Raw genomic sequence first — 22,130 nt, forward strand, 5'->3', positions numbered from 1 at the left:
GCCGCCGCCGCGGCCGGCGGGTCGTCCGGCGGGGCGGGCGGGGCCGCGGCCTCCGAGGGAATCGGCGCTCCGGTGAAGGCCGGCATCGCGGCCGGTGTCGTCGCGGTGGCCGCCGCCGCGGTCGCCCTGGCCCTGGTGAACGACGGCCATCCGCCGAAGGAGGTCGCCAGGCCGTCGCCGTCCGCGCCGGTGGTGCGGCCCGGGACACCGCCGCCTCCGCCGCCGCCGAAGCGCACGCCCTCGCCGCAGCCCGTCGTCCACGCCCCCGTACCGGCACCGCCCCCGACGCCCTCCCCCACCCCGACACCCACGCCCAAGCCGCCCCCCAGGGCCACACCGGCCCCGACACCCACCCCCACCCCGACCCCCACTCCGTCACGGAAGCCCCGGCCGAAGCCGACGCCGCCGCCCACTGCGCCGCCGGCGCCCGCCGTCTACGAGCTGAGCGACCTGCGCTACGACGCCGTCGGTGACGGCACCGAGCCCGAGATCGCCCTGGGCGAGAGCAGCTGGGTGTGGCAGCGGTACGGCATGTCGATCGGCGGCGAGCGGTACGCGCGCGGGGTCACCGTCGACGGCCGGTCCTCCGTCACCATCGCCCTCAACCGGCAGTGCACCGCGTACGACGCGCTGGCGGGCGTGGACGACATGACGCTCGGCCGCGGCAGGGTCTCCTTCTCCGTCTACGCCGACGGCGTCCCGCTGTGGCGGTCCAGCACGGTCGGGGGCCGCGACCGGGCCGTCCCCGTCCACGTGAACCTCACCGGGCACAGGACCGTACGGCTCGTGGCGCAACCGCACGGGCACGTCTTCGACCGGGCGGTGCCCGTGGACTGGGCGGAGTCCCGGTTCACCTGCCGCTAGACGGCCGGTCCCGGCGGCCCGCGACGGCCGCCGCCGCGGCGTCCAGCTCCCGCAGGACGTCCGCCGCGTCGAGCGACGCGCCCCGCGCGCACTCGGCGGCGTAGCGGTCGGCGGGGAGGGCCGCGCGGGCACCGGCGTGCACCCGGGCGGCCTCGCCGCGCTCCGGTTCGGACCGCGGGGCCCCGCCGCGCCACCGGTCCGCGGCGGCGAACAGCCGGATCGCGCCCGGCAGATCGCCGTGCCGGGCCAGCAGCTGCGCCGCCACGTCGACCAGACCGGCGGTGATCACCTCGGCGCACCGGTACTCCACAGCCTCGCGCAGGGCGCCCGCCACGATCCGCACCCCGTCTGCCGGGCCCGCCTCGTCGGCCGTGAGCAGCGCCTCGACCATCCGCTGTGCCGCCACGAACTGCGGCGGCGGAGTGCCGTCCCGCAACTCCGCGCGGCTTGCCTCGTACAGCTCGCGGGCGCGGGCGGGCCGCCCGTCACGCAAGGCGATGTGGGCGCGCAGCAGCAGCGCGAAGGCCCGGGACTCCGGCACCGCGTAGCGGACGGAGGTGGTGTCCGCCTCGTCCAGTGCGGCCAGGGCGGCCTCCCGGTCACCGGAGCGGTAGGAGACCTCGGCGAGCCGGGCCAGCAGGAACGGCCCCTCGGCGTACGCGCCCACCTCGTAGGCGAGGCGCAGCGCCTCCTCGTACTCGGCGCGGGCCTCGTCGAACCGGCCCCGCGCCATGGCCGCCTCGCCGGCCGCGCTGCACACCTGCGCCCGCATCCAGCGGTCGCCGACGCGCCGGCAGAGCATCCGCAGCTCGGCCAGGTCCTCGTCCACGCCCTGGAGGTTGCCCGGCGAGTCGACGGCGATGTGGGCCCGGTACATCAGGGTGACCCCGACCTCCCAGTCACCGCCGTGTCCGCGGGCGTTGTTCACGGACTTCGTCATGTCCGGGCGGACCTCCGCCGGGCCGCCCAGGTAGTAGGCGGTCAGCGGCCAGACGATGCCCGGGAAACGGGCCGCCCGGGGACCACCGCTCTCGAAGGCCGCCCGCACCCGCGCAAGGTACTCCACGGCCCGCTCCCCCTCGGCCGCCAGGTTCTCCGCACCCGACTCGGAGGTCAGGAACAGGTCGAGCATGCGCAGGTCCAGCCGCAGCTCGTGCAGCGGGTGCCCGGCCCCGCCGTCGGGTTCGGCGAGGAAGGCGCCCACCGGGTCGGCGGACTCCAGCCGGGCCAGCAGGTCGTCGGCCGGCGCGCCCGCGGGCAGCGCGTCCAGGGCGACGCCCAGGCGGAGCACCAGCCGTACCCAGTTCACCGCCTCCTGGCGGTGGTTGCGCAGCCACCAGAACCAGCCGATGGCCAGGACGACGGCGCCCGCCTCCGCCTCGTCGCCCGCGCGGACGGCGCGGTCGAGGGCCGCGCGGATGTTGTCCAGCTCCGTCTCCAGGCGGGAGAACCAGGGCAGCTGGGCCGCCGACCGCAGTTGCGGTTCGGCCTCCTCCACCATCGACCTCACCCATGCGCGGTGGCGTCGCTCGGCCGCCGCGCGCAGTCCGGGGGCCTCGGCCGCGCGCTCGGTGGCGTACTCGTGGATGGTCTCCAGCATGCGGTACCGCATGCCGGTGCCGCCGCCCTCGCCGGTGCCGTCCCCGTCGGGCGGGGCGGCCACCACGAGGGACTTGTCGACGAGTGCGCCGATCAGCTCCGCCGCGGGGCCGGTGCACACGGCCTCGGCCGCCGCCAGGTCCCAGCCGCCGGCGAACACCGACGCCTCGCGCAGCACCGTGCGTTCCCTTTCGTCCAGCAGGTCCCAGGACCAGTCGACGACCGCGCGCAGGGTCTGCTGGCGGGGCAGGGCCGTGCGGCTTCCGGAGGTGAGCAGGCGGAAGCGGTCGTCGAGGCGGTCGGCGATCTGCCGTGGGGTCAGCAGCCTGAGCCGGGCCGCGGCCAGTTCGATGGCGAGCGGCAGCCCGTCCAGGCGGCGGCAGATCTCCGCCACGGCCGCGGTGTCGCCGAGCACGGCGCCGGCGTCGGGACGGACGGCCCGCGCGCGCTCGGCGAAGAGGCGGTGCGCCTGCTCCGGGACGAGGGGCTCGACCGGGCGCACCGACTCACCGGGGACGCCCAGGGGTTCGCGGCTGGTCGCGAGGATCGTGAGCCCGGGGCAGCGGGTGAGGAGGGTCTCGGCGAGAGCGGCCGCCGCGCCGATGACGTGCTCGCAGTTGTCAAGGATCAAGAGCGGGCTGCGCGGTGCGCAGTACTCGATCAGCAGGGTCGTCGGGTCGGCCTGCGGAGTCGCCAGCTCGTTGGTCAGGAGCACGGTCTCGCGCAGACCGAGCGCGCTGACCACCGCGCCGGGGACTCCCTCCGGCCGGTCGAGCGGGGCCAGCTCGACCAGCCAGGCCGAGGGGAACGCCGCGGCGGCCTCCTCGGCGAGGCGGGTCTTCCCCGAGCCGCCCGGTCCGGTGAGGGTGACCAGGCGGGCCCTGTGCACGTCGGAACGAATGGCCTCGAGTTCTGGTTCCCGCCCGACGAAGGACGTCAGACGGGGGCGGAGATTCCCGGTGCGCTCGGGGCGTTGGGCCGGGAGCGGCGGTGCCGAGTGGGCGTCGTGCACCGGGTGGGCGGGGTGCGCCGGATGGGCGGGGTGCGCCGAGTGGGCGGGGTGCGCCGGATGGGCGGCGTGCGCCGAGTGGGCGGCGTGCACCGGGTGGGCGGCGTGCGCCGGATGCCCCGGGCTCTCCTGTTTCAGCAACGACATGTGCAGCGCCTGGAGTTCCGGGCCGGGGTCGGTGCCGAGGGCGTCGGCGAGGGTGCGGCGGGCGGCCTCGTAGGCGGCGAGGGCGTCGGCCGTGCGGCCGGTGTCGCGCAGGGCGCGGATGAGCAGGACGTGCAGGGGTTCGTCGTAGGGGTGGGCCACGGTCAGTTCCCGCAGGTCCGGTACGGCCTCCTGGGCACGGCCGAGGTCGAGGGCGGCGGCGGCGCGGGCGCGGGTCGCCTCCAGGCGCAGGGCCTCGGGGCGGGTGGCCGCGGTCCGGTCGGGGAGGTCGGCGAGGGCCGGGCCGTACCAGAGGGACAGGGCGCGGGTGAGGATGCCGTGGGCGGTGGCCGGGTCGCCGGTGGTGAGGGCGGCGGTGCCGGTGCGGGTGAGCCGTTCGAAGACGTGGAGGTCCACGTCCTCCTCGGTGGCTTCGAGGCGATAGCCGCCCGGACCGGAGGTGACGGCGGCTCTGCCGAGGGTACGGCGCAGGCGGCCGACGAGGGCCTGGAGGGCGGCGGGGGCGTCCTGGGGCGGGTCGTCCGCCCAGACCTCGCCGATGAGGGTGTCGGCGGTGATGGTGCGGCCGGGGCGAAGGGCCAGGGCGGCGAGGAGCGTGCGAAGGCGCCGGCCGCCGATGGGTACGGGGGTGCCCTGGTCGTCCGCTGTTTGGGTTACGCCCAGGATTCTGTACCGCACCAGATCATTGTCCCGGGGGGCGGGGGATGGTGGCACCAATTTTCGAACGCGGGGTTCGGAACCGGGTGCCGGGCCGGGCTGGGCCGGGCTGGGCGTGGGCCGCGTGCCACGCACCGCACCTTCCACAAGCCACGCAGCGCACCCCCGACAAGCCACGCACCGCGCCCCGCCGGCCAGGCTCACGCCCCCGGCCGCACAGGCTCACGCCCCCGGCCGGGAAGCCTCACGCCCCCGGAGTGAGCGCGCTTCTCCTCGGTTGGATGCCGGAGGGGACCGCACGGGAGCGGGTGGGGGTGCCGGTCCAGCAGGTGCCTCGGCGGGAGAGGAGGCGGCCGAGCCAGAGTTCGAGGGAGATGAGGTCGGCCAGGCCGTCCAGGGGGAGGGGTTCGCCGGCCGCGGCGGACCGTACGGCCTTGCGGATGACGCGGGCCTCCACCAGGCCGGCATCGGCCAGCAGGGGCGTGGCGAAGAGGTCCAGAAGGGGGTCGGCCGCGACGCGCAGGCCCGCGCGCGCGGCTGCCGCCGACGAACCGTGGGAGGGGGCGCCCCAGCCGGGCGGGAGGTCGGTGACGCCGGCGCCCTCCAGGACCGTACGGAGAATGGCCGCGCGGGCGCCGGGCTGGACCCGCAGGGCCTCGGGGAGGTCACGGCAGGCGCGGACGACCTGGTTGTCGAGGAACGGCGCGTGCAGGCGCTGGGAGCGGATCTCCGCGGCCTGCTCGAGGACGCGCAGGTCGGCGGCGTGCCGGGCGAGTGCCGCACGCGCGCGATAGTCGCCGGGGCGCTGCACGCCGGTGCCGGAGCGGTCGGCCTCCGCCTGGAGCAGAACCGATACTTCAGCCAGCGCCTCCCCCGTCAGCCAGCGGGCGGCCGGCCCGGGCCGCGCCCAGGTCAGCGCGGCGAGGGACGCGCCGACCGCCCCTTTGGGCTCGTCGAAGCGGCGGCGCATCAGGCGCTCCGCCAGCGCCTCCAGACCCGCCCGGTAGGGGGTGCGGGCGAGGCGCCGGGCCGCGCCGTACACGCGCGCGGGGACCATCACCGAGCCGTCGGCGCGGGCGAGCGCGGCGACCGGCCGGACCAGGTGGCGCCGCCGGCGGTCCACCAGGAGGTCGGCGAGGCGGGCGGGGTGGGCGTCCAGGACCTGGCGGGCGCCGTGCCCGGTGAAGTGGTCGGCGCTGCCGGCGGCCAGCCGCGCCCGGTGCCGGGCCGCCTGCACCAGGGAGGGGCCCGGTTCGTCGGTCAGGGGGCCGTCGAGATCGGCGTACGGCAGGGTCTCCTCGCCGCCGGTGACCACGACGTGGTGCAGGCGGGGGCCCGCGGCCAGGGCTCCCGCGCGTTCGAGTTCGGCCTCGCGGCCCGCCACGGCCAGGTCGTTGAAGGTGACGGCCAGGAGACGCTCGCCGGCGCCCGTGCCGTGGCCGAGGAGCGTGCCGGGTCTGCCGGGCAGCCCGGCCGCCAGCAGCGCGAGGGTGCCGGAGGCGGGCCCGCCGGACAGGTCGGCTCCGATGCCGGGCACCGGCATCCCGCGCGCGGCCCGCCGCTCTGCCGGGCCCATCCCGGGCACCGGTCCGGGGTCCAGGTCGGGCACGTGCCGGGGGGCAGACAGCCGGGTGCGGACCGCCTCCACGAGCGCGTCCCGTACGGCGTCCACGGCACGGCCGGGCTCGGCCGGGGGCGCGGCCACGGCGAGGGAGGCCACCGGCTCGAACCCCGCGATCTCGCGCGCCCCGGCGCGCAGCACCAGCGCATGCCCCGGCGGAATGCGCCGTACGCCCTCGTACGGGGTGGTGTCGCGCAGCGCGGCCGGTACGTCCGGGGCGGCGAGCAGGGCGGCGAGGTGGGTGAAGTCGAGGTTGGCCTCGATGAGGTCGGCGAGGGGCAGCGCGGCGGTGGCGTAGGCCGTACCGCCGGCCCAGGGGGTGTGGAACACCGGCCGGGCGCCCGCGAGATCGCCGCAGACGGTGATGCGGCGGCCGGCCTGGACGACGGCCGTGTAGCTGCCGGGCCAGGTGGTCAGATGGCGGACCGCGCCCCCGCGCGCGGTGAACAGGCCGCGCCGCAGCTCGTCGTCGGTGGCGCCGCAGATGCCGAGGACGGCGATCCGGTGCTCCGCGTCGGCGTGCACCACGCGCACCTCGTCCGGGCGCCAGTCGCCGACGGCCCACAGCGGATCCGGGTCGCCCCACAGGAGTTGGGAACCGACCGGGTGCAGGGTCTCGCCCTCGTACCCGATCGCGCCCGCGGAGCCGATCCCGGCGGCGCCCACGGCGGTGCTGCTCCACCCCACCAACCACCGCATCGACGCCTCCACAGGCTGTGGACAACCAGTGCACCGCTGGAACCGGACCCCATGCTGCCATGAAGGGCACGTCGGAGAGGTGCGGTGGCACCGCCTTCGATCGGGGGATGTTCGCCGTGCGGCCCGCGGGAGTTGACGGTTGGCCGACGCGTGCCGGGTGGGCTCGGCAGGGGTGATACCTAAGGGGTACGGCGCGAATGCGCCCCCAGTGCGCTCCCCCAAAACTCCCTTTGCGCCCTCAAGTTGCATGGTCGTAAAGGAAATTCACCGCGTCCAGCGGGATCGGTTTTCGGCCAAATCGGCGGCGCGACAGTGGAGATGCACACGCTCCGTACAGGCCCGCGAAGAGCGCGACGGCCCACACACACGCACAGTCCGGGAGGCGGATGACGCCTCCCGGACCGGTCCGCCACCCGCGGGGATGAAGGCGGCGGTGTCCCCCAGCCCACTGGATCCAGTACAGCGGGCCGACCCACGCAGGACCCATGGAACCGCTCCCCCGATGGCCGGAGAAGAGCGCACGTACGGGCGCACGGCCACACGTGCGGGGGCACGGGGCGACAGCGTGTGCACGGTGCGTACAGGGCGGCACTTCCGTACCGACCACAATCCCGCCATCCGGAACAATGCCCCTTAACGCTTGGGATGCGGCGAACTACGCTGGGTTTACGAATGCCGCGTGGTTATGCCAGCGCGACAGCCGTTCTGTGTCGAGGGGTGGCTCATGTCCAGGGAGCAACGCGGGCCGAACGAAAAGCTCGGCGCCGTTCTCGCCCTCGCGGGAATCAGCAACGCGGGACTCGCCAGACGCGTCAACGACCTCGGCGCCCAACGGGGGTTGACGCTTCGCTACGACAAGACCTCCGTGGCGCGCTGGGTGTCGAAGGGCATGGTGCCGCAGGGCGCCGCGCCGCACCTCATCGCCGCCGCCATCGGCCAGAAGCTCGGCCGTCCGGTGCCGCTGCACGAGATCGGCCTGGCGGACGCGGACCCCGCGCCCGAAGTGGGCCTCGCCTTCCCCCGGGACGTGGGGCAGGCGGTGAGGTCGGCGACGGAGCTGTACCGCCTCGACTTCGCCGGCCGCCGGGCCGGCTCCGGCGGCATCTGGCAGTCCCTCGCCGGATCGTTCGCAGTGAGCGCATACGCAACGCCCGCCTCACGATGGCTGATAACCCCCGCCGACAGCTCGGTCGCGCGGGAGGCGGGCTCCGCCGAGGGGTCCGGCGCGCCGATCAAAGTCGGCCACAGCGATGTGCAGAAGCTGCGGGAGGCCGCCGAGGACGCCAGACGGTGGGACTCCAAGTACGGGGGCGGGGACTGGCGTTCGTCGATGGTCCCGGAGTGCCTGCGGGTAGAGGCGGCCCCGCTGCTGCTCGGCTCCTACTCCGACGAGGTCGGGCGCGCCCTGTTCGGCGCCTCGGCCGAACTCACCCGGCTCGCCGGCTGGATGGCCTTCGACACCGGACAGCAGGAGGCCGCGCAGCGGTACTACATCCAGGCGCTGCGGCTGGCCCGCGCGGCGGCGGACGTCCCGCTGGGCGGCTATGTGCTGGCCTCCATGTCGTTGCAGGCGACGTACCGGGGGTTCGGTGACGAGGGGGTGGACCTCGCGCAGGCCGCGCTGGAGCGGAACCGGGGGCTGGCGACCGCCCGCACCATGAGCTTCTTCCGGCTGATCGAGGCACGGGCGCACGCGCGTGCGGGAGACGCGCAGGCCGCGGGCACGGCGCTGAAGGCGGCCGAGGGATGGCTGGAGCGCTCGCGCGAGGGGGACAACGACCCCTCCTGGCTCGGTTTCTACGGATACGACCGGTTCGCCGCCGACGCGGCCGAGTGCTACCGGGACCTGAAGGCACCGCGGCAGGTGCGCCGGTTCACCGAGCAGGCGTTGTCGAAGCCGACGGAGGAGTTCGTGCGCTCGCACGGGCTGCGGTTGGTGGTCTCCGCCGTCGCCGAGCTGGAGTCCGGGAACCTGGACGCGGCGTGCGAGCAGGGGGTGCGGGCCGTGGAGGTCGCGGGGCGGATCTCGTCGGCGCGGACCACGGAGTACGTGAAGGACCTGCTGCATCGGCTGGAGCCGTACGGGGACGAGCCGCGGGTGGTGGAGCTGCGGGAGAGGGCCCGCCCACTGCTGATGGCCGCTCCGGCGTAGCCCCCGGGCCGTCCGCCGGGGCGCGACGCGTCCGCCGGGGCAGGACGCGTCCCCCCCGGGGGGTGCCTCGTGCCCCGGCGTTTGAAGCCACTGTCAGTGGCGCAGTGCACTATCGATGGCGGAGGTGGTGCAGGTGCGGGCCGGGGCGTACGACTGTGATGTGCTCGTGATCGGCGGGGGGATCGTCGGGCTGTCGACGGCGTATGCGATCACCCGGGCCGCGCCGGGCACGCGCGTGACCGTGCTGGAGAAGGAGCCCGGGCCTGCCCGGCACCAGACGGGCCGCAACAGCGGGGTCATCCACAGCGGGATCTACTACCGCCCGGGCTCGCTCAAGGCGCGGTTCGCGGTGCGGGGCGCCGCCGAGATGGTGAAGTTCTGCGCCGAGTACGGCATCGCGCACGCCGTCACCGGCAAGCTGATCGTCGCCACCGGGCGGGAGGAGCTGCCCCGGCTGCACGCGCTCGTGCAGCGGGGCCGCGAGAACGGCATCCCGGTGCGGGAGCTGGGGGCCGCCCAGATCACCGAGTACGAACCGGAGGTGCGCGGCCTCGCCGCCATACACGTCGGTACGACCGGGGTGTGCGACTTCGTCGGGGTCGCCCGGGAGCTGGCGCGGGCGTCCGGGGCGGAGATCCGGTACGGCGCGCGGGTCGTACGGGTGGACCGGCGGCCGGACCGGGGCGTGGCCGTCCTCACCGCGGCCGGCGACGTGGTCCGCGGCCGGGTGCTGGTGAACTGCGCCGGGCTGTACTGCGACGAGGTGGCCCGGCTGACCGGCGACGACCCCGAGGTGCGGATCGTGCCGTTCCGCGGGGAGTACTACGAGCTGGCGCGCCCCGAGCTGGTGCGCGGCCTGGTGTACCCGGTGCCGGACCCCGCGTTCCCGTTCCTCGGGGTGCATCTGACCCGCGGGATCGACGGGGGCGTGCACATCGGCCCCAACGCCGTGCCGGCACTGGCCCGCGAGGGCTACGGCTGGGGGACCGTCCGGCCCCGGGAACTGGCCGGGACGGTGGCGTGGCCGGGATCGTGGGCCATCGCCCGGCGGCACTGGCGGTACGGGGCGGGGGAGCTGCACCGCTCGGTGTCCAGGGCGGCGTTCCTGGGAGCGGTGCGAAGACTGCTGCCCGGGGTGCAGGCCGCGGACCTGGTGCGGGCTCCGGCCGGGGTGCGGGCGCAGGCGGTACTGCGCGACGGGACGCTGGTGGACGACTTCCTGATCCGGGAGGGAGCGCGGGCCGTGCACGTGCTCAACGCGCCCTCGCCCGCGGCCACCGCCTCGCTGCCGATCGGGCGGGAGATCGGACGCCGGGCGCTGGGCATGCTGGGGTCGCTGTAGCGACCTGCCCGGACCTTCTAAAATTGGCTTCACTGTGTCTGACTCCCTGAACACCCCCGACGCCCCGCCCTCGGCACCCCAGGACCCCGGTGCCTCCCCCCGGCACGTCCGGGCCAAGGGGGAGCCGCGCTTCCCGGACGGGCCCAAGGCCGATCCCGCCGGTTCGCACTTCGAGCGGCGGATCCGCAGCTTCCAGCCGCGCCGCAGCCGGGTGACGGCCGGGCAGGCCGAGGCGCTGCAGCGGCTGTGGCCCAAGTGGGGGCTGGACATCGACGGACAGCGGGTGATCGACCTCGGCGAGCTGTTCGGCAACAACCGGCCCGTGGTCCTGGAGATCGGTTTCGGGATGGGCGAGGCCACCGCGGCGATGGCGGCGGGCGACCCGGACACCAACATCCTGGCCGTCGACGTGCACACCCCCGGGCAGGGCAACCTGCTCAACCTGGCCGACCACGACGGCCTGACCAACGTCCGGGTGGGCAACGGCGACGCGATCATCCTGCTCCGGGAGATGCTCGGCCCGGACTCGCTGGACGGGCTGCGCGTCTACTTCCCCGACCCGTGGCCCAAGAAGCGGCACCACAAGCGGCGGCTCATCCAGCCCGAGTTCCTGACGCTCGCCGCGACCCGGCTGAAGCCAGGCGCGATCGTGCACTGCGCGACCGACTGGGAGCCGTACGCCGAGCAGATGCTGGACGTGCTCACCGCGCACCCCGACTTCGAGAACACCCAGGCCGACGGCGGTTTCGCGCCACGCCCGGAGTTCCGGCCGCTGACCCGTTTCGAGGGACAGGGACTGGACAAGGGTCATGTGGTGAACGACCTGCTGTTCCGGCGCGCACCGCACAGCCGGGACCGATAAACCGATCAGCCCCTCGCCCCGTCACCGTTAGGGTCGATGCCGTGGCCACCAGTCCTCCGGTTCCGACGTATCCCCCGAGCCCCGGCGACGGTGCGCTCCGTCACCCGCACTGGTGGCAGCACAGCTGGGTGCGGTACGGGGCGCTGAGCACGCTGCTGGCGCTGTCCGGTCTGGTCATCCTCGCGCTGGTGCGGCGGCAGACCGGTACGGAGGGGTTCCTCGTCGGGCTCGGGCTGGCCGTGCTGCCGGTGCCCTGGCTGATAGCCGCGTTCCGCTGGCTGGACCGGGTGGAGCCGGGCCCGTGGCGGAACCTGGTCTTCTCCTTCGCCTGGGGGGCCTGTGCGGCGGCGCTGATAGCCATCGTGGCCAACAGCTTCGCGACCAGGTGGATCGCCACCGCTACCGCGGATCCGGCCAGTGCCGACACACTCGGCGCCACGGTGATAGCGCCGATCGTCGAGGAGTCCGCCAAGGCCGCCGCCGTGCTGCTGGTGTTCCTCTTCCGCAGGCGCGACTTCACCGGGATCGTCGACGGGGTGGTGATAGCGGGGATCACGGCCACCGGCTTCGCGTTCACCGAGAACATCCTCTACCTCGGTACCGCCTTCGGGACCGACCAGCTCAGCGGCGGCCGGGGCATCGCCTCCGTCACCGCCGCCACGTTCTTCGTGCGCATCGTGATGTCCCCGTTCGCGCACCCTCTGTTCACCGTCCTCACCGGCATCGGCTTCGGTATCGCCGCGCTGTCGGCCGAGCGGCAGCACGCCCGGCGTTTCCTGCTGCCGGTCGGCGGGCTGCTGCTCGCCATGAGCATGCACGCCTTCTGGAACGGCTCCGCGACCTTCGGCGAGTACGGCTTCTTCACCGTTTACGCCGCCTTCATGGTGCCCGCGTTCGGGCTGCTGACGTGGCTGGCGATCTGGACCCGGCAGCGCGAGCTGCGGATCGTACGGGCGGAACTGCCGGCGTATGTGCTGGCCGGGTGGCTGGGACCGGCCGAGCCGTTCGCGCTCGGGTCGATGCGGGCGCGGCGCATGGCCCGGGACTACGCCCGGCATCACCACGGCCGCCCGGCCGCACGGGAAGTGGCCCGGTACGAGGGGTACGCCACCTCCCTCGCGTTCCTGCGGCAGCGGGGGCGCAAGGGGAAGGCCGGCGCCGACTTCGTGGTACGGGAGCGGGAACTGCTGGACGAGCTGTGGAGGCGCCGGGCCGTGGCCCGTCCGGCGCTGGAGTACGCGTCGCGGACGGCCGAGCCGGTCCGGCCGGCGCACGCGGGGCCGGGACCCACGCCGCACCGGCCGGCGTACGGCTACCCGACGACGCCGTACGCCCAGTACGCCCAGTACGCCCAGTACGCCCAGTACAACCCGTACCGCTCGTGACCGCCTAGGCCGAGGCCTCCCGCAGTTTCGCCACCTCGGGATCCGTCAGCTTCAGGTCCGCCATGCCCAGCAGCGCCGGAAGCTGCTCCACCGTCCGCGCCGAGGCGATCGGGGCCGTGACCGTCGGCTGGGCGGCCAGCCAGGCCAGGGCGACCGTGGCGACCGGGACGTCGTGGGCCTCGGCGATCTCGTCCAGGGCCGACAGGACCTTCTGGCCGCGCTCGGAGTCCGCGTAGTCCTTCACCCGGCCGGCGCGGGCGCTGTCGACGGTCGTACCGGGCCGGTACTTGCCGGTGAGGAAGCCCGACGCGAGCGCGAAGTACGGGACGGCGGAGAGGCCCTCGCGGGCGGCGAGGTCCTGCAGCGGGCCCTCGTAGGTGTCGCGGGAGACCAGGTTGTAGTGCGGCTGGAGGGCGACGTAGCGGGCGAGGCCCTCGCGGTCGGAGAAGTCGAGGGACTCCCGCAGGCGCTCGGCGGTGATGTTGGAGGCGCCGATGTGCCGGACCTTGCCGGCCTTCACCAGCTCGTCCAGCGCGCCGATGATCTCCTCGACCGGCACGTCGGGCTCGTCGAAGTGGGTGTAATACAGGTCGATGTAGTCGGTGTCCAGGCGGCGCAGGGAGGCGTCGGCGGCGGCCTTGATGTTGGCGGCGGACAGTCCCCGGAACTCCGGGTGCTGGCTGACCTTGGTCGCGATGACGACATCGGAGCGGTTGCCGCGCGCCTTGGCCCACTTGCCGATGATCGTCTCGGACTCGCCGCCCCGGTTGCCCTCGATCCAGGCGGAGTAGGCGTCGGCGGTGTCGATGAAGTTGCCGCCGGCCGCCGTGTAGGCGTCGAGGACGGCGAAGGAGGTCTGCTCGTCCGCGGTCCAGCCGAAGACGTTGCCGCCGAGCGAGAGCGGGAAGACCTCGAGGTCGGAAGAGCCGAGTTTACGAAGTGACGTCATACGTCATGTCAACACCGGCGGCGGGCGATCGCATTCCGCCGCCGGGCGGACGGGCCGGACCGTCAGGGGTTGAGGCCCTTGCCCCGCAGCCACGCCATCGGGTCGATGCCGGTGGCCTGGCCACCGGGGTGGACCTCCAGGTGCAGGTGCGGGCCGGTGACGTTGCCGGTGGCGCCCACGCGGCCGATGACCTCACCGGTGGAGACCTTCTGGCCTGCCGTGACGTTGATCGAGGACTGGTGGCAGAACCACAGCTCGGTGCCGTCGTCCAGGGTGAGGATCGTGCGGTAGCCGTAGGAGCCGGCCCAGCCCGCCTCGGTGATCGTGCCGCTGTGGACGGCCTTGATCAGGGAACCGGTGGGGGCGGCGAAGTCGAGACCGGTGTGGTAGCCGGAGGACCACATCGAGCCGGCCTGGCCGAACGTCGAGGTGATCGTGTACGAGGAGGTCGGCAGCGTGTACTGCTTGGCCAGCTCGGCCAGCCGCTTCTCCTCGGCCGCCTTCTTGGCGTCGGCCTCCGCCTTCCGGGCGTCGGCCCGTGCCTTCTCCTTGGCCTCGGCGGCCTTGGCGGCGGCCTCCTTCTCGGCCTTGGCGGCGGCATCGGCGCTCTGCTTCTCGGCGGCGGCGAGCGCGACGGCGGTGGCCCTGGACTCGGCCTGGCCCTGCTGCTGCTCGGCCTGGGCCATGATCCGGTTGCGCAGCACCTCACCCGCGTCCGTGGTGTCCTCGCCCTCGGCGGCGGACGCGCCGACGCTGCTCAGCGTCGCGGTGGCCTGCGCCGGCGCGGAGTCCGCGGAGCCGTCGGCGAAGAGGGAGCCGACGGAGGGCAGGTCCGGCATGGAGATGGAGACCGGCGGCTTGCCGGTGTTGGCGCTGGCCATGCCGCCCGCGCCGACCGCGGCGATGACACCGACACCGAGGACGGTGGAGCTGCGCGCGAAACCGCCGCGCTGCTTGGCGACGCGGTGCCGCCCACGGGCCGGGGTAACGGAGTCCTCGGTGGGATTCCACTCCTCCCAGGGCCCCTCCTCGGCGCGGTAGGCGCCGTAGCCGAAGGTCTCGGGCTCGCGCTGTGCCGGTATGGACGGGGCTTCGGGGACAGGCCGGTTCGACGCCACGCGGGCGTGCTCCTTTCCTTCCGCCGCCTACCGGGTTAGCTGACGGGTTCGGAGCAGGAAGGTCTCCTACGCGCGTATACCGGTCGTGGACTCCATGAGTTCACGGCGGTATCCGCGTGATTCACCCCAAATTGGTGGTTCCCCGGTTCCCTCGCGGGATTCGGCGCGTGCGCACGGAGCCGTCTCTTGTGACGGCTGGGACGACCGCGCTGCGTTATCGAACGTTAATAGACCTGCCAGTCACTTTCCAAGCCGTTCGACTTGATCATTAAACGTTTTTGACAGCGGCCCTATCGACCACTACCCCGCCAAACCGGGCGAGTTGACCGAAGAGCCGGAAGCGTTCAGTAGTCACCGGCGGTTTCGATGATGACCCGGCCGTTGAGCAGACGGCACCCACTCGATCACTTTCGGTGACGGCCGGCAGGTCGCGCGGAGAAGTGATGTGCGGAGCACCTCCCGCATGGCGTATGCTGGTCACACAACGACGCGGGGTGGAGCAGCTCGGTAGCTCGCTGGGCTCATAACCCAGAGGTCGCAGGTTCAAATCCTGTCCCCGCTACTGAACACTCAGGGCCCGGAATCCAGTGGATTCCGGGCCCTGAGTGCTTTCCGTGGGCGTTCAGCCCGGCAGGTGGGTGTTCGGCGCCTTGGCGAGAGCCTCCAGTTCCGGGAGTACGACGACCTCGGCGCCCGCGGCGGTCAGCACGCCCGTGCCGTCGGCCGCGGTGACGAACGTGTCGGGTTCGCGCCAGGCGGTGACCACCCGCCGTACCCCGGCCCGCAGGATCAGCTCGGCGCAGGGAGCCGGGCGGGAGGCGCGGCGGGCACAGGGTTCGAGGCTGCTGTAGACCGTGGCGCCGGGCAGCCGCGGGTCGGCCGGGTCGATCTTGGCGAGCGCCGCCTCCTCCGCGTGCACCGCGGGGTCCGCGCCCTCGCGCGAGTGGCCGCGGGCCAGCTCCGTACCGTCGGCGGCGACCACCACGGCGCCGACGCTGAACGCCGTCCGTGAGGTCGGGCACCGGGCCGCGAGATCACAGGCGGCGCGCAGCCACTGGCGGTCGGCCGCGGTGGGGGCCGGTCCGGTGCCGGGGGCGGTGGGCGCGTAGCGCATGAGGACGACGTCCTCGATCCGGCGGGTGTCGAGCAGGCGCAGGCGTCCGCCCTGGTAGCCGCCCGGCCCGAACAGCCTCGGGGCCGCCGGATCCCCGACGAACAGCGGGGCGAGGACCAGCTGGAGCTCGTCGGCGAGACCCTGCCGCAGGAGCTGGGTGTGGACGGTGCCGCCGCCCTCGACCATCAGCCGCCCGACGCCGCGCACGTCGTGCAGATGCTCCAGCAGGGCCCGCCAGTCCAGGGCGGGGCCGAGCGGGACGACGTCAGCGGTGCGGCCGAGGAGGCGGGAGGCACGCGCCGCGCCCTCGTCGGTGGTGTAGACGAGCTTCTCGCCACCGGTGTGCCAGAAGTTGGCGTCCGGGTCGAGGTCGCCGGAACCGGTGACGGTGACCTTCAGCGGATACTCCGGCCGGCCCGCCGCGGCGCGGGCCGCGCGCCGCCGGGGGGAGTTGACCAGCAGGCGGGGGTTGTCAGCGCGGATCGTACCGGCGCCGACGAGGATGGCGTCGACGGAGGCCCGCACCTCGTCGACCCGGTCGAAGTCGGCCGGTCCGGACAGCAGGAGCCGTTCCGGTCCGGTGTCGTCCAGGTAGCCGTCGAGGGAGACGGCGGCGGACAGCAGCACGTACGGCAGGGGCATCGGCGCCCTCTCTTCGGAGTCGGACGGTCGGCGGACGGACGGACGGACGGCGGACGGCTTGGTTCAAGTTTGAAACAAACCTACACTGGCGGCATGACGACCCGCTGGCTCAGCCCTGAGGAGCAGCGCGCCTGGCGCGCCTACATCGCCGCCTCCCGCCTCCTGGAGGACGCGATCGACCGGCAGCTCCAGCAGGAGGGCGGCATGCCGCACCTGTTCTACTCGGTGCTGGCCAACCTCTCCGACGCCCCCGGCCGGCAGCTGCGCATGACCGACCTGGCCGAGACGCTGAAGATCACCCGCAGCCGGCTGACGTACGCGGTGACCCGGCTGGAGCGCGACGGCCTGGTGCGCCGGGAGAGCTGCAGCCAGGACAAGCGCGGCTCGGTCGCGGTGCTGACCGACGAGGGGGTGGCCGTACTGGAGCGTACGGCACCCGGGCACGTGGAGACGGTCCGCGCCCTGCTGTTCGACCGGCTCACCCCGGAGCAGGTGGGGCAGCTGGAGGAGATCTGCACGGGGATCGCGCGCGGACTCCAGGACGGCGAGGACACCCCCTCCGGGGCGGACGGCGTCCCCTGGCTGCGCCGCTCGTCCTGCACGCCCGCGTCATCCGCGGAATCCTGAGCGGCACCCGGGGGCAGAAGGCGGCGCCCGAGCGCACAGCAGCGATTGCTTCAACTTTTAAGTATGAGATAGGGTCCACGCGGACCACTGCTTCAAATATGAAGCAACTTTCCCGGAGGGACCCGTATGCCCGACACCCCCGCCGCCACCCCGCGCGCCCGCGTCCGGGTGCCGCTGCGCTTCGCCGACGGCTACCGCGCGGACGCCGAACTCGTCACCTTCCACGGACTCACCGACGGCCGGGAGCACCTCGCCGTCGTCCTCGGCGACCCCGGCCCGGTCCCGCTGGTCCGCCTCCACTCCGAGTGCCTGACCGGGGACGTCTTCGGCTCGGCCCGCTGCGACTGCGGCCCGCAGCTGCGCGAGGCGGTCGAGCGCATCACCGACCGCGGCGGCGTCCTGCTCTACCTCCGCCAGGAGGGCCGGGGCATCGGCCTCTACAACAAGCTCGACGCGTACGCCCTCCAGGACGAGGGACTCGACACCTACGCGGCGAACGCCGCCCTGGGTCTCCCGGAGGACGCTCGCGACTACACGGCCGCCGCCCAGATGCTCACCGCTCTCGGCATCACGGAGCTGGACCTGCTCTCCAACAACCCCGACAAAGCCGCCCAGTTGCGCGCACTGGGCGTCGCCGTACGGGACCGGGTGCCGACCGGTGTCTTCACCACGGCTCACAACGCGCGGTACCTGCGCGCCAAGGTGCTCCAGACCCAGCACACGCTGCCACTGCCCGAGCTGCCGGAGCTGCCGGAGCTTCCGGAGCTGTCTGAACTGCCCAAGCGGTCGGAGCTGTCGGAGCTGTCGGCGGGCTAGCCCCCTCAGCCCGCGTAGGGACGCTCGGCGCGCTCGGTCCGCAGCGCCCGTCCCCACCAGGCGAGCTGGCCGAGCATGCCCTTGGCGGCGCCGGCGCACACCTCCGCGTCGCGCGGGGCGCCGTCCTCGCCGATGCCGGACCAGGGGCCGTGCAGGCTGACCGAGTCGCGCACGGTCACGGCGTGCAGTTCGGCGAAGACCAGACGGAGCTGCTCGACCGCGCGCAGACCGCCGCCGAGGCCGCCGTACGACACGAATCCGACCGGCTTGGCCTGCCACTGGGTGTAGTGCCAGTCGATGAAGTTCTTCAGGGACGCCGGGAAGCTGTGGTTGTACTCGGGCGTGACGACGACGAAGGCGTCGGCGGCGGCGAGCCGTGGCGAGACGTCCCGCAGCGCGGCGACGGCCTCGGGGCTCGGCGAGCCGCCCCAGCCGGGCAGCACCAGCGGCAGGTCCACCTCGGCGAGGTCGACGACGTCGAGCTCCAGGCCCGGCTCCGCGGCGGTGGCGAGGAACCAGTCGGCGACGGCCCGCCCCTGGCGTCCCTCGCGCACGCTGCCGACGACGACGGCGACGCGGAGCGGAAGGTCCTCGGCGGTACGGGCACCGGTGGCGGAATCGGTGACGGACACAGCTGTCCCCCTCTGAGCGATCCGATGGCGTGCGACCGTCTCCGGCGTCCGCCCTTGCCCAGCAAAGTACAACGCTCGTTGTAAAAATTACAACGAGCGTTGTAAACGGGTGCCGCAATCCGGTTAAAGTGGACCGGTCACCAAGGAGGCGGGCGTGGGCGAGACGAACGAGTCCCGGCTGGAGCGGGCGCGGCGCGAGGTGCCACCGCGCAAGCTGCAGAAGCAGATGGCCATCGCGGGCGCGGCGTGCACGGTCTTCGGCCGCGAGGGCTACGCGCGCGCCTCCGTCGACGCGCTCGCCGCCGCGGCCGGCGTCTCCACGCGCACGCTCTACAACCACTTCCCCGGCGGCAAGGCGCAGCTCTTCCAGACGGTCGTGACCTGGACGTCGAGCGAGGTCCGGGACGCCCAACTGGCCCGGCTGCACGCCGTGCTGGACCCGCAGCGCCCGCCCCACCCGGACGACCTGGAACGCGACCTGGTCTCCTTGGCCCGCGCCTTCACCGGGCTCATGACCGACTACGCGAACCACTTCGCCCTGGTCCGCCACATTCACGCGGAGGCCGACCACGTGCCGCCGGAAGTCCTCAGGGCCTGGCTCGACGCCGGCCCGGAAGCGGTCGGCCGGGCCCTCACCGAGGCGATGACCCACCTCGAGGACGCCGGCCTGCTGGACCTCCACGGCGACGCGGCGCTGGCCGCGAGTCACTTCTCGGCCCTGACCTCGCACCGGATCGTCCAGGCCACGCACTACGGCGTCATGCCCCTGCCGACGGCGGAGACCGACCGCCTGATCACGGGCGCGGTGGCCGCGTTCCTGCGGGCCTACCGGGCGCCATGACGGCGACCGCGCCACCGGACGGAGCGAGGCCCCGGACGTGGATGCGGTGACCCCTGACGCATCCCCCACCACTTCACCCGCAGTACTCTGCCCGCGGTGATGGACGGCCCCTACCCCCTCGGAGTCACGGCCCATGGTGAGACGGAACGACCAGCGGCGTGCGGCACTCGTCGACGCCGCGATCGAGGTACTGGCCCGGGAGGGCGCGCGGGGCCTGACCTTCCGGGCGGTGGACGCCGAGGCCGCCGTACCCACCGGGACGGCGTCGAACTACTTCACCAGCCGCGACGACCTGCTCACCCAGGCCGGCGCCCGCGTCTACGAGCGGCTGCGGCCCGACGAGGCGACCGTCGAGCGCCAGCGCACGGCCCCCCGGGACCGGGACACGTACGCCCGGCTGATGCGCGAACTCGTCGGCCGGGTCGCCTCCTTCCGCACCGGCTACCTCGCGCTCCTGGAACTCCGTCTGGAGGCCACCCGGCGGCCGGACCTGCGTACGGTCCTCACCGAGCGCGTCCGTGCCGACCTCGCCGCCAACGTCGCGTACCACGAGTCCACGGGCCTGCCCGGCGACGCGACGGCGGTCAAACTCCTCTATCTCACCCTGAACTGGCTGATCGTCGAACAGCTCACCCTCCCCGACGCCCTCACGCAGCCGGAGCGGGACGCCCTGGTGACGGCGGCGGTGGAACGGATCGTCGGGGAGGGCTAGACGGACCCCGCCGGCCCCGGAAAACACCGCAGCGCCCGAGCCGACCGAAGCCGACCCGGGCGCTGCGTTGCAGGTCAGAGGGGGTAACCCCGCGCCCGCGTCCGTAGGCCCTGTGGGACTCGAACCCACAACCAATGGATTAAAAGTCCACTGCTCTGCCAATTGAGCTAAGGGCCCAGGCGATGTTGCCTGTCCGAGCATAGCCGGACGAGGCCGTGTCGCCGATCGGGTATCGGGGTCACGGCCACGTCCGTGTCGGTCGGAGTGGGCGGATGGTCACTTTTGGGCCGGTACCGCTGTGGCGGCCGGAGTCCGGCTGAGGAACCAGTGGCGTGCCGAGGCCAGCCACCAGGTGGCCGCGAAGCCCAGGACGGCCAGGACGGCGACCGGGGCGTAGTTGAAGGTCTTCCAGGTGACCGGGGAGACCTGGGGGAGCATGAAGAGGACCGTGATCACCACCACCCAGGTCACCGAGACGACCCCGATCGCGCCCGACCAGCGGCCCAGGTGCCAGGGGCCGCGTTCGAAGGCGGCGCCCTTGCGGACGCGGAGGTAGGTCGGGATGACGTACGCGATGTAGAGGCCGATGACCGCGATCGACGTCACCGCCGCGTAGGCCGTCGTGTTGATCAGGTAGGGCAGGCCGAGGGCCAGCGCGCCGAGCGCGGCCAGCCAGACCGCCGCCACGGGGGTGCGGGTACGCGGGCTGACCGTGTGCCAGACCCGGGAGAAGGGCAGCGCGCCGTCCCGCGAAAAGGCGTAGATCATGCGGCTGTTGGCGGTCACCGAGGCCATGCCGCAGAAGAGCTGCGCACCGATCACGACCAGCAGCAGCAATGTGCCCGACGTCGCTCCCAGCGCGTCCAGCAGGATCTGGGCGGGGGGTGCGCCGGTCGGGGAGGCCAGTTCGTCGTCGTACGACTGGATCGCGAAGGTGAAGCCGAGGAGGAGGACGAAGCCGGCGATCCAGGACGTCCAGATCGAGCGGACGATGCCCTTCGGGCCCGCCGTGGCCGCGTCGTGGGTCTCCTCGGTCATGTGGGCGGAGGCGTCGTAGCCGGTGAAGGTGTACTGGGCCATGAGGAGGCCGAGGAGGACGACGTACGGGCGGCTGCCCCAGCCCGTCTCGTTGACGAAGTGCGTGAAGACGAAGGACGCCGACCGGTGGTGGTCGGGGACCAGTGCCAGCGCGCCGACGATCACCGCCACGCCGACGACGTGCCACCACACGCTCACGCTGTTCAGGAGCGCGACGATCCGGACGCCGAAGGTGTTCAGCAGCCCGTGCAGCAGGAGGATCGCGGCGAAGAGCAGGACGGTACGGCCCGGCGTCACCCGGAAGCCGAACTGGAGGTTCAGGTAGGCCCCCAGGAAGGAGGCGGCGCCGAAGTCGATGCCCGCGGTCACCGCGATCTGGCCGAGCACGTTGAACCAGCCCGTGAACCAGGCCCAGGCCGCCGCCGAGCGTGGGGGCGCCAGCCGGTGGGCCCAGAAGTACAGGCCGGCCGAGGTCGGGTACGCCGAGCAGATTTCGGCCATCGACAGGCCCACGAACAGGGTCATGAGACCCACCGCCACCCAGCCCCAGGTGATCACCGCGGGACCGCCGGTGGTCATGCCGAAGAGATAGAGGGTCAGGCAGCCGGAGAGGACCGAGATGATCGTGAAGGAGACGGCGTAGTTGGAGAACGCCGACATACGGCGGGCGAGGACCTGGGTGTAGCCGAGCTGGGCCAGCCGTTCCTCGTCCGACGGGCCGGGCGTTTCCCGCTGTCCGCTCGCTCTCGCGTCATCTGTCATGCCCCCAGCAATTCCCTCACGCGAGGCGTGACATGCGTCGCCCGGAGAGGGGACGAGGCCGGAAACCGGCCGTGCGGGGAGCCCTTCGCACGGTTCCTCTCCCGGGCCCGGGAACGCCGGAAGGGCCCGTACGACCGGAGTCGTACGGGCCCTTCCGTGGCTACTCGCTCAGCTCACCCGGCGTCAGCCTCGGTGTCAGCCGTTGCGCTTCCAGCGCGGCTTGTCCTCGCGGCGGCCGAAGGAGCCGGTGCCGCGGTGGTCGTCACGACGGCCGTAGGGGCGGTCGTGGCCGCCGGTGCGGAAGCCCGGGCGGTCGTCACGGCGGTCGCGGTTGAAGGGACGGTCGCTGCCCCGGTGCCCACCGCGCTCGTCACGACGGAAACCACCGCGGTCGTCACGGCGCTCGAAGCCGCGGCCACCGCGGTCGTCACGACGGTCGTCACGACGCTCGAAGGTACGGCCACCCCGGTCGTCACGACGGTCGTCACGACGCTCGAAGGTACGGCCACCCCGGTCGTCACGAC

The 22,130-nt window shown here is 73.5% G+C and carries 17 protein-coding genes, 2 tRNA genes and 1 riboswitch; of the genes, 11 read left to right on the top strand and 8 right to left on the bottom strand.

From position 1 onward, the window contains the following. The coding region (locus tag AB0B40_RS30645; protein WP_362266774.1) for an NPCBM/NEW2 domain-containing protein at nucleotides 1–864 on the top strand (864 nt) is incomplete at its 5' end. Here AB0B40_RS30645 and AB0B40_RS30650 read toward each other — a convergent pair. After that, on the bottom strand, nucleotides 851–4,315 hold the full coding sequence (locus AB0B40_RS30650; RefSeq protein WP_362266775.1) for a BTAD domain-containing putative transcriptional regulator: 3,465 nt from the start codon (nucleotides 4,313–4,315) through the stop codon (nucleotides 851–853). The genes AB0B40_RS30645 and AB0B40_RS30650 overlap by 14 nt on opposite strands. Before the next feature lie 223 nt (nucleotides 4,316–4,538). Continuing rightward, nucleotides 4,539–6,614: an asparagine synthase-related protein gene (locus tag AB0B40_RS30655; protein ID WP_345048114.1), complete on the bottom strand. Its 2,076-nt coding sequence runs from the start codon at nucleotides 6,612–6,614 to the stop codon at nucleotides 4,539–4,541. 724 nt (nucleotides 6,615–7,338) lie between these two features. Between AB0B40_RS30655 and AB0B40_RS30660 the strand changes: the two genes are divergently transcribed. The 4 genes from AB0B40_RS30660 (at nucleotide 7,339) to AB0B40_RS30675 (ending at nucleotide 12,355) form a co-directional block, all read left to right on the top strand. Beyond that, entirely contained in the window at nucleotides 7,339–8,766 is a 1,428-nt protein-coding gene (locus AB0B40_RS30660; protein WP_345048112.1) for an MFS transporter, read from the top strand. A 115-nt stretch (nucleotides 8,767–8,881) separates the two neighbouring features. Further along, nucleotides 8,882–10,108, top strand: a complete 1,227-nt coding sequence (gene lhgO / locus AB0B40_RS30665) for an L-2-hydroxyglutarate oxidase (protein ID WP_362266778.1) — start codon at nucleotides 8,882–8,884, stop codon at nucleotides 10,106–10,108. Nucleotides 10,109–10,142: 34 nt separating this feature from the next. After that, on the top strand, nucleotides 10,143–10,970 hold the full coding sequence (trmB, locus tag AB0B40_RS30670; RefSeq protein WP_362266780.1) for a tRNA (guanosine(46)-N7)-methyltransferase TrmB: 828 nt from the start codon (nucleotides 10,143–10,145) through the stop codon (nucleotides 10,968–10,970). A 41-nt stretch (nucleotides 10,971–11,011) separates the two neighbouring features. After that, on the top strand, nucleotides 11,012–12,355 hold the full coding sequence (locus AB0B40_RS30675) for a PrsW family intramembrane metalloprotease (protein ID WP_362266782.1): 1,344 nt from the start codon (nucleotides 11,012–11,014) through the stop codon (nucleotides 12,353–12,355). Between the two features lie 4 nt (nucleotides 12,356–12,359). Here the strand turns inward: AB0B40_RS30675 and AB0B40_RS30680 are convergent, their stop codons facing one another. Further along, nucleotides 12,360–13,304 (bottom strand): aldo/keto reductase, encoded by a 945-nt coding sequence (locus AB0B40_RS30680; RefSeq protein WP_345048107.1) that lies wholly within the window; start codon nucleotides 13,302–13,304, stop codon nucleotides 12,360–12,362. A 62-nt stretch (nucleotides 13,305–13,366) separates the two neighbouring features. Continuing rightward, a complete protein-coding gene (locus tag AB0B40_RS30685) occupies nucleotides 13,367–14,422 on the bottom strand; it encodes a M23 family metallopeptidase (protein ID WP_362266784.1) in 1,056 nt (351 codons plus the stop codon). A 7-nt stretch (nucleotides 14,423–14,429) separates the two neighbouring features. After that, nucleotides 14,430–14,598, bottom strand: a riboswitch (cyclic di-AMP (ydaO/yuaA leader). A 312-nt stretch (nucleotides 14,599–14,910) separates the two neighbouring features. Here AB0B40_RS30685 and AB0B40_RS30690 point away from each other — a divergent pair. After that, a tRNA-Met gene (locus tag AB0B40_RS30690) sits at nucleotides 14,911–14,984 on the top strand. A 60-nt stretch (nucleotides 14,985–15,044) separates the two neighbouring features. Here AB0B40_RS30690 and AB0B40_RS30695 read toward each other — a convergent pair. Beyond that, nucleotides 15,045–16,178 carry a dihydrofolate reductase family protein gene (locus tag AB0B40_RS30695; protein ID WP_362266786.1) on the bottom strand — a complete coding sequence of 378 codons (1,134 nt, stop codon included), beginning with the start codon at nucleotides 16,176–16,178 and terminating at the stop codon, nucleotides 15,045–15,047. Between the two features lie 93 nt (nucleotides 16,179–16,271). Here AB0B40_RS30695 and AB0B40_RS30700 point away from each other — a divergent pair, with 93 nt between their 5' ends. Continuing rightward, the gene (locus AB0B40_RS30700; RefSeq protein WP_345048102.1) at nucleotides 16,272–16,805 is read left to right on the top strand and encodes a MarR family transcriptional regulator; all 534 of its coding nucleotides are present in this window, start codon (nucleotides 16,272–16,274) and stop codon (nucleotides 16,803–16,805) included. 126 nt (nucleotides 16,806–16,931) lie between these two features. After that, entirely contained in the window at nucleotides 16,932–17,621 is a 690-nt protein-coding gene (gene ribA / locus AB0B40_RS30705) for a GTP cyclohydrolase II (RefSeq protein ID WP_362266788.1), read from the top strand. Between the two features lie 5 nt (nucleotides 17,622–17,626). Here the strand turns inward: ribA and AB0B40_RS30710 are convergent, their stop codons facing one another. Beyond that, on the bottom strand, nucleotides 17,627–18,253 hold the full coding sequence (locus AB0B40_RS30710; protein WP_362266791.1) for an NAD(P)H-dependent oxidoreductase: 627 nt from the start codon (nucleotides 18,251–18,253) through the stop codon (nucleotides 17,627–17,629). Nucleotides 18,254–18,407: 154 nt separating this feature from the next. Here AB0B40_RS30710 and AB0B40_RS30715 point away from each other — a divergent pair, with 154 nt between their 5' ends. Beyond that, nucleotides 18,408–19,094, top strand: a complete 687-nt coding sequence (locus tag AB0B40_RS30715) for a TetR/AcrR family transcriptional regulator (RefSeq protein WP_345048097.1) — start codon at nucleotides 18,408–18,410, stop codon at nucleotides 19,092–19,094. A gap of 133 nt (nucleotides 19,095–19,227) precedes the next feature. Further along, on the top strand, nucleotides 19,228–19,806 hold the full coding sequence (locus tag AB0B40_RS30720) for a TetR family transcriptional regulator (protein WP_345048095.1): 579 nt from the start codon (nucleotides 19,228–19,230) through the stop codon (nucleotides 19,804–19,806). A 104-nt stretch (nucleotides 19,807–19,910) separates the two neighbouring features. On the opposite strand, the gene AB0B40_RS30725 is transcribed toward AB0B40_RS30720, so the two are convergent. Then, nucleotides 19,911–19,983 (bottom strand) — tRNA-Lys (locus tag AB0B40_RS30725). Nucleotides 19,984–20,082: 99 nt separating this feature from the next. Further along, nucleotides 20,083–21,606, bottom strand: coding sequence for an amino acid permease (locus AB0B40_RS30730; RefSeq protein WP_345048094.1), 1,524 nt, complete (start codon nucleotides 21,604–21,606; stop codon nucleotides 20,083–20,085). Nucleotides 21,607–21,891: 285 nt separating this feature from the next. On the opposite strand from AB0B40_RS30730, the gene AB0B40_RS30735 reads away from it, so the two are divergent. Further along, nucleotides 21,892–22,130 (top strand): hypothetical protein (locus AB0B40_RS30735; RefSeq protein WP_362266796.1); only part of this gene is annotated, 239 nt, incomplete at its 3' end.

The organism is Streptomyces sp. NPDC042638, from assembly GCF_040647235.1.
Lineage (GTDB): Bacteria > Actinomycetota > Actinomycetes > Streptomycetales > Streptomycetaceae > Streptomyces > Streptomyces rameus.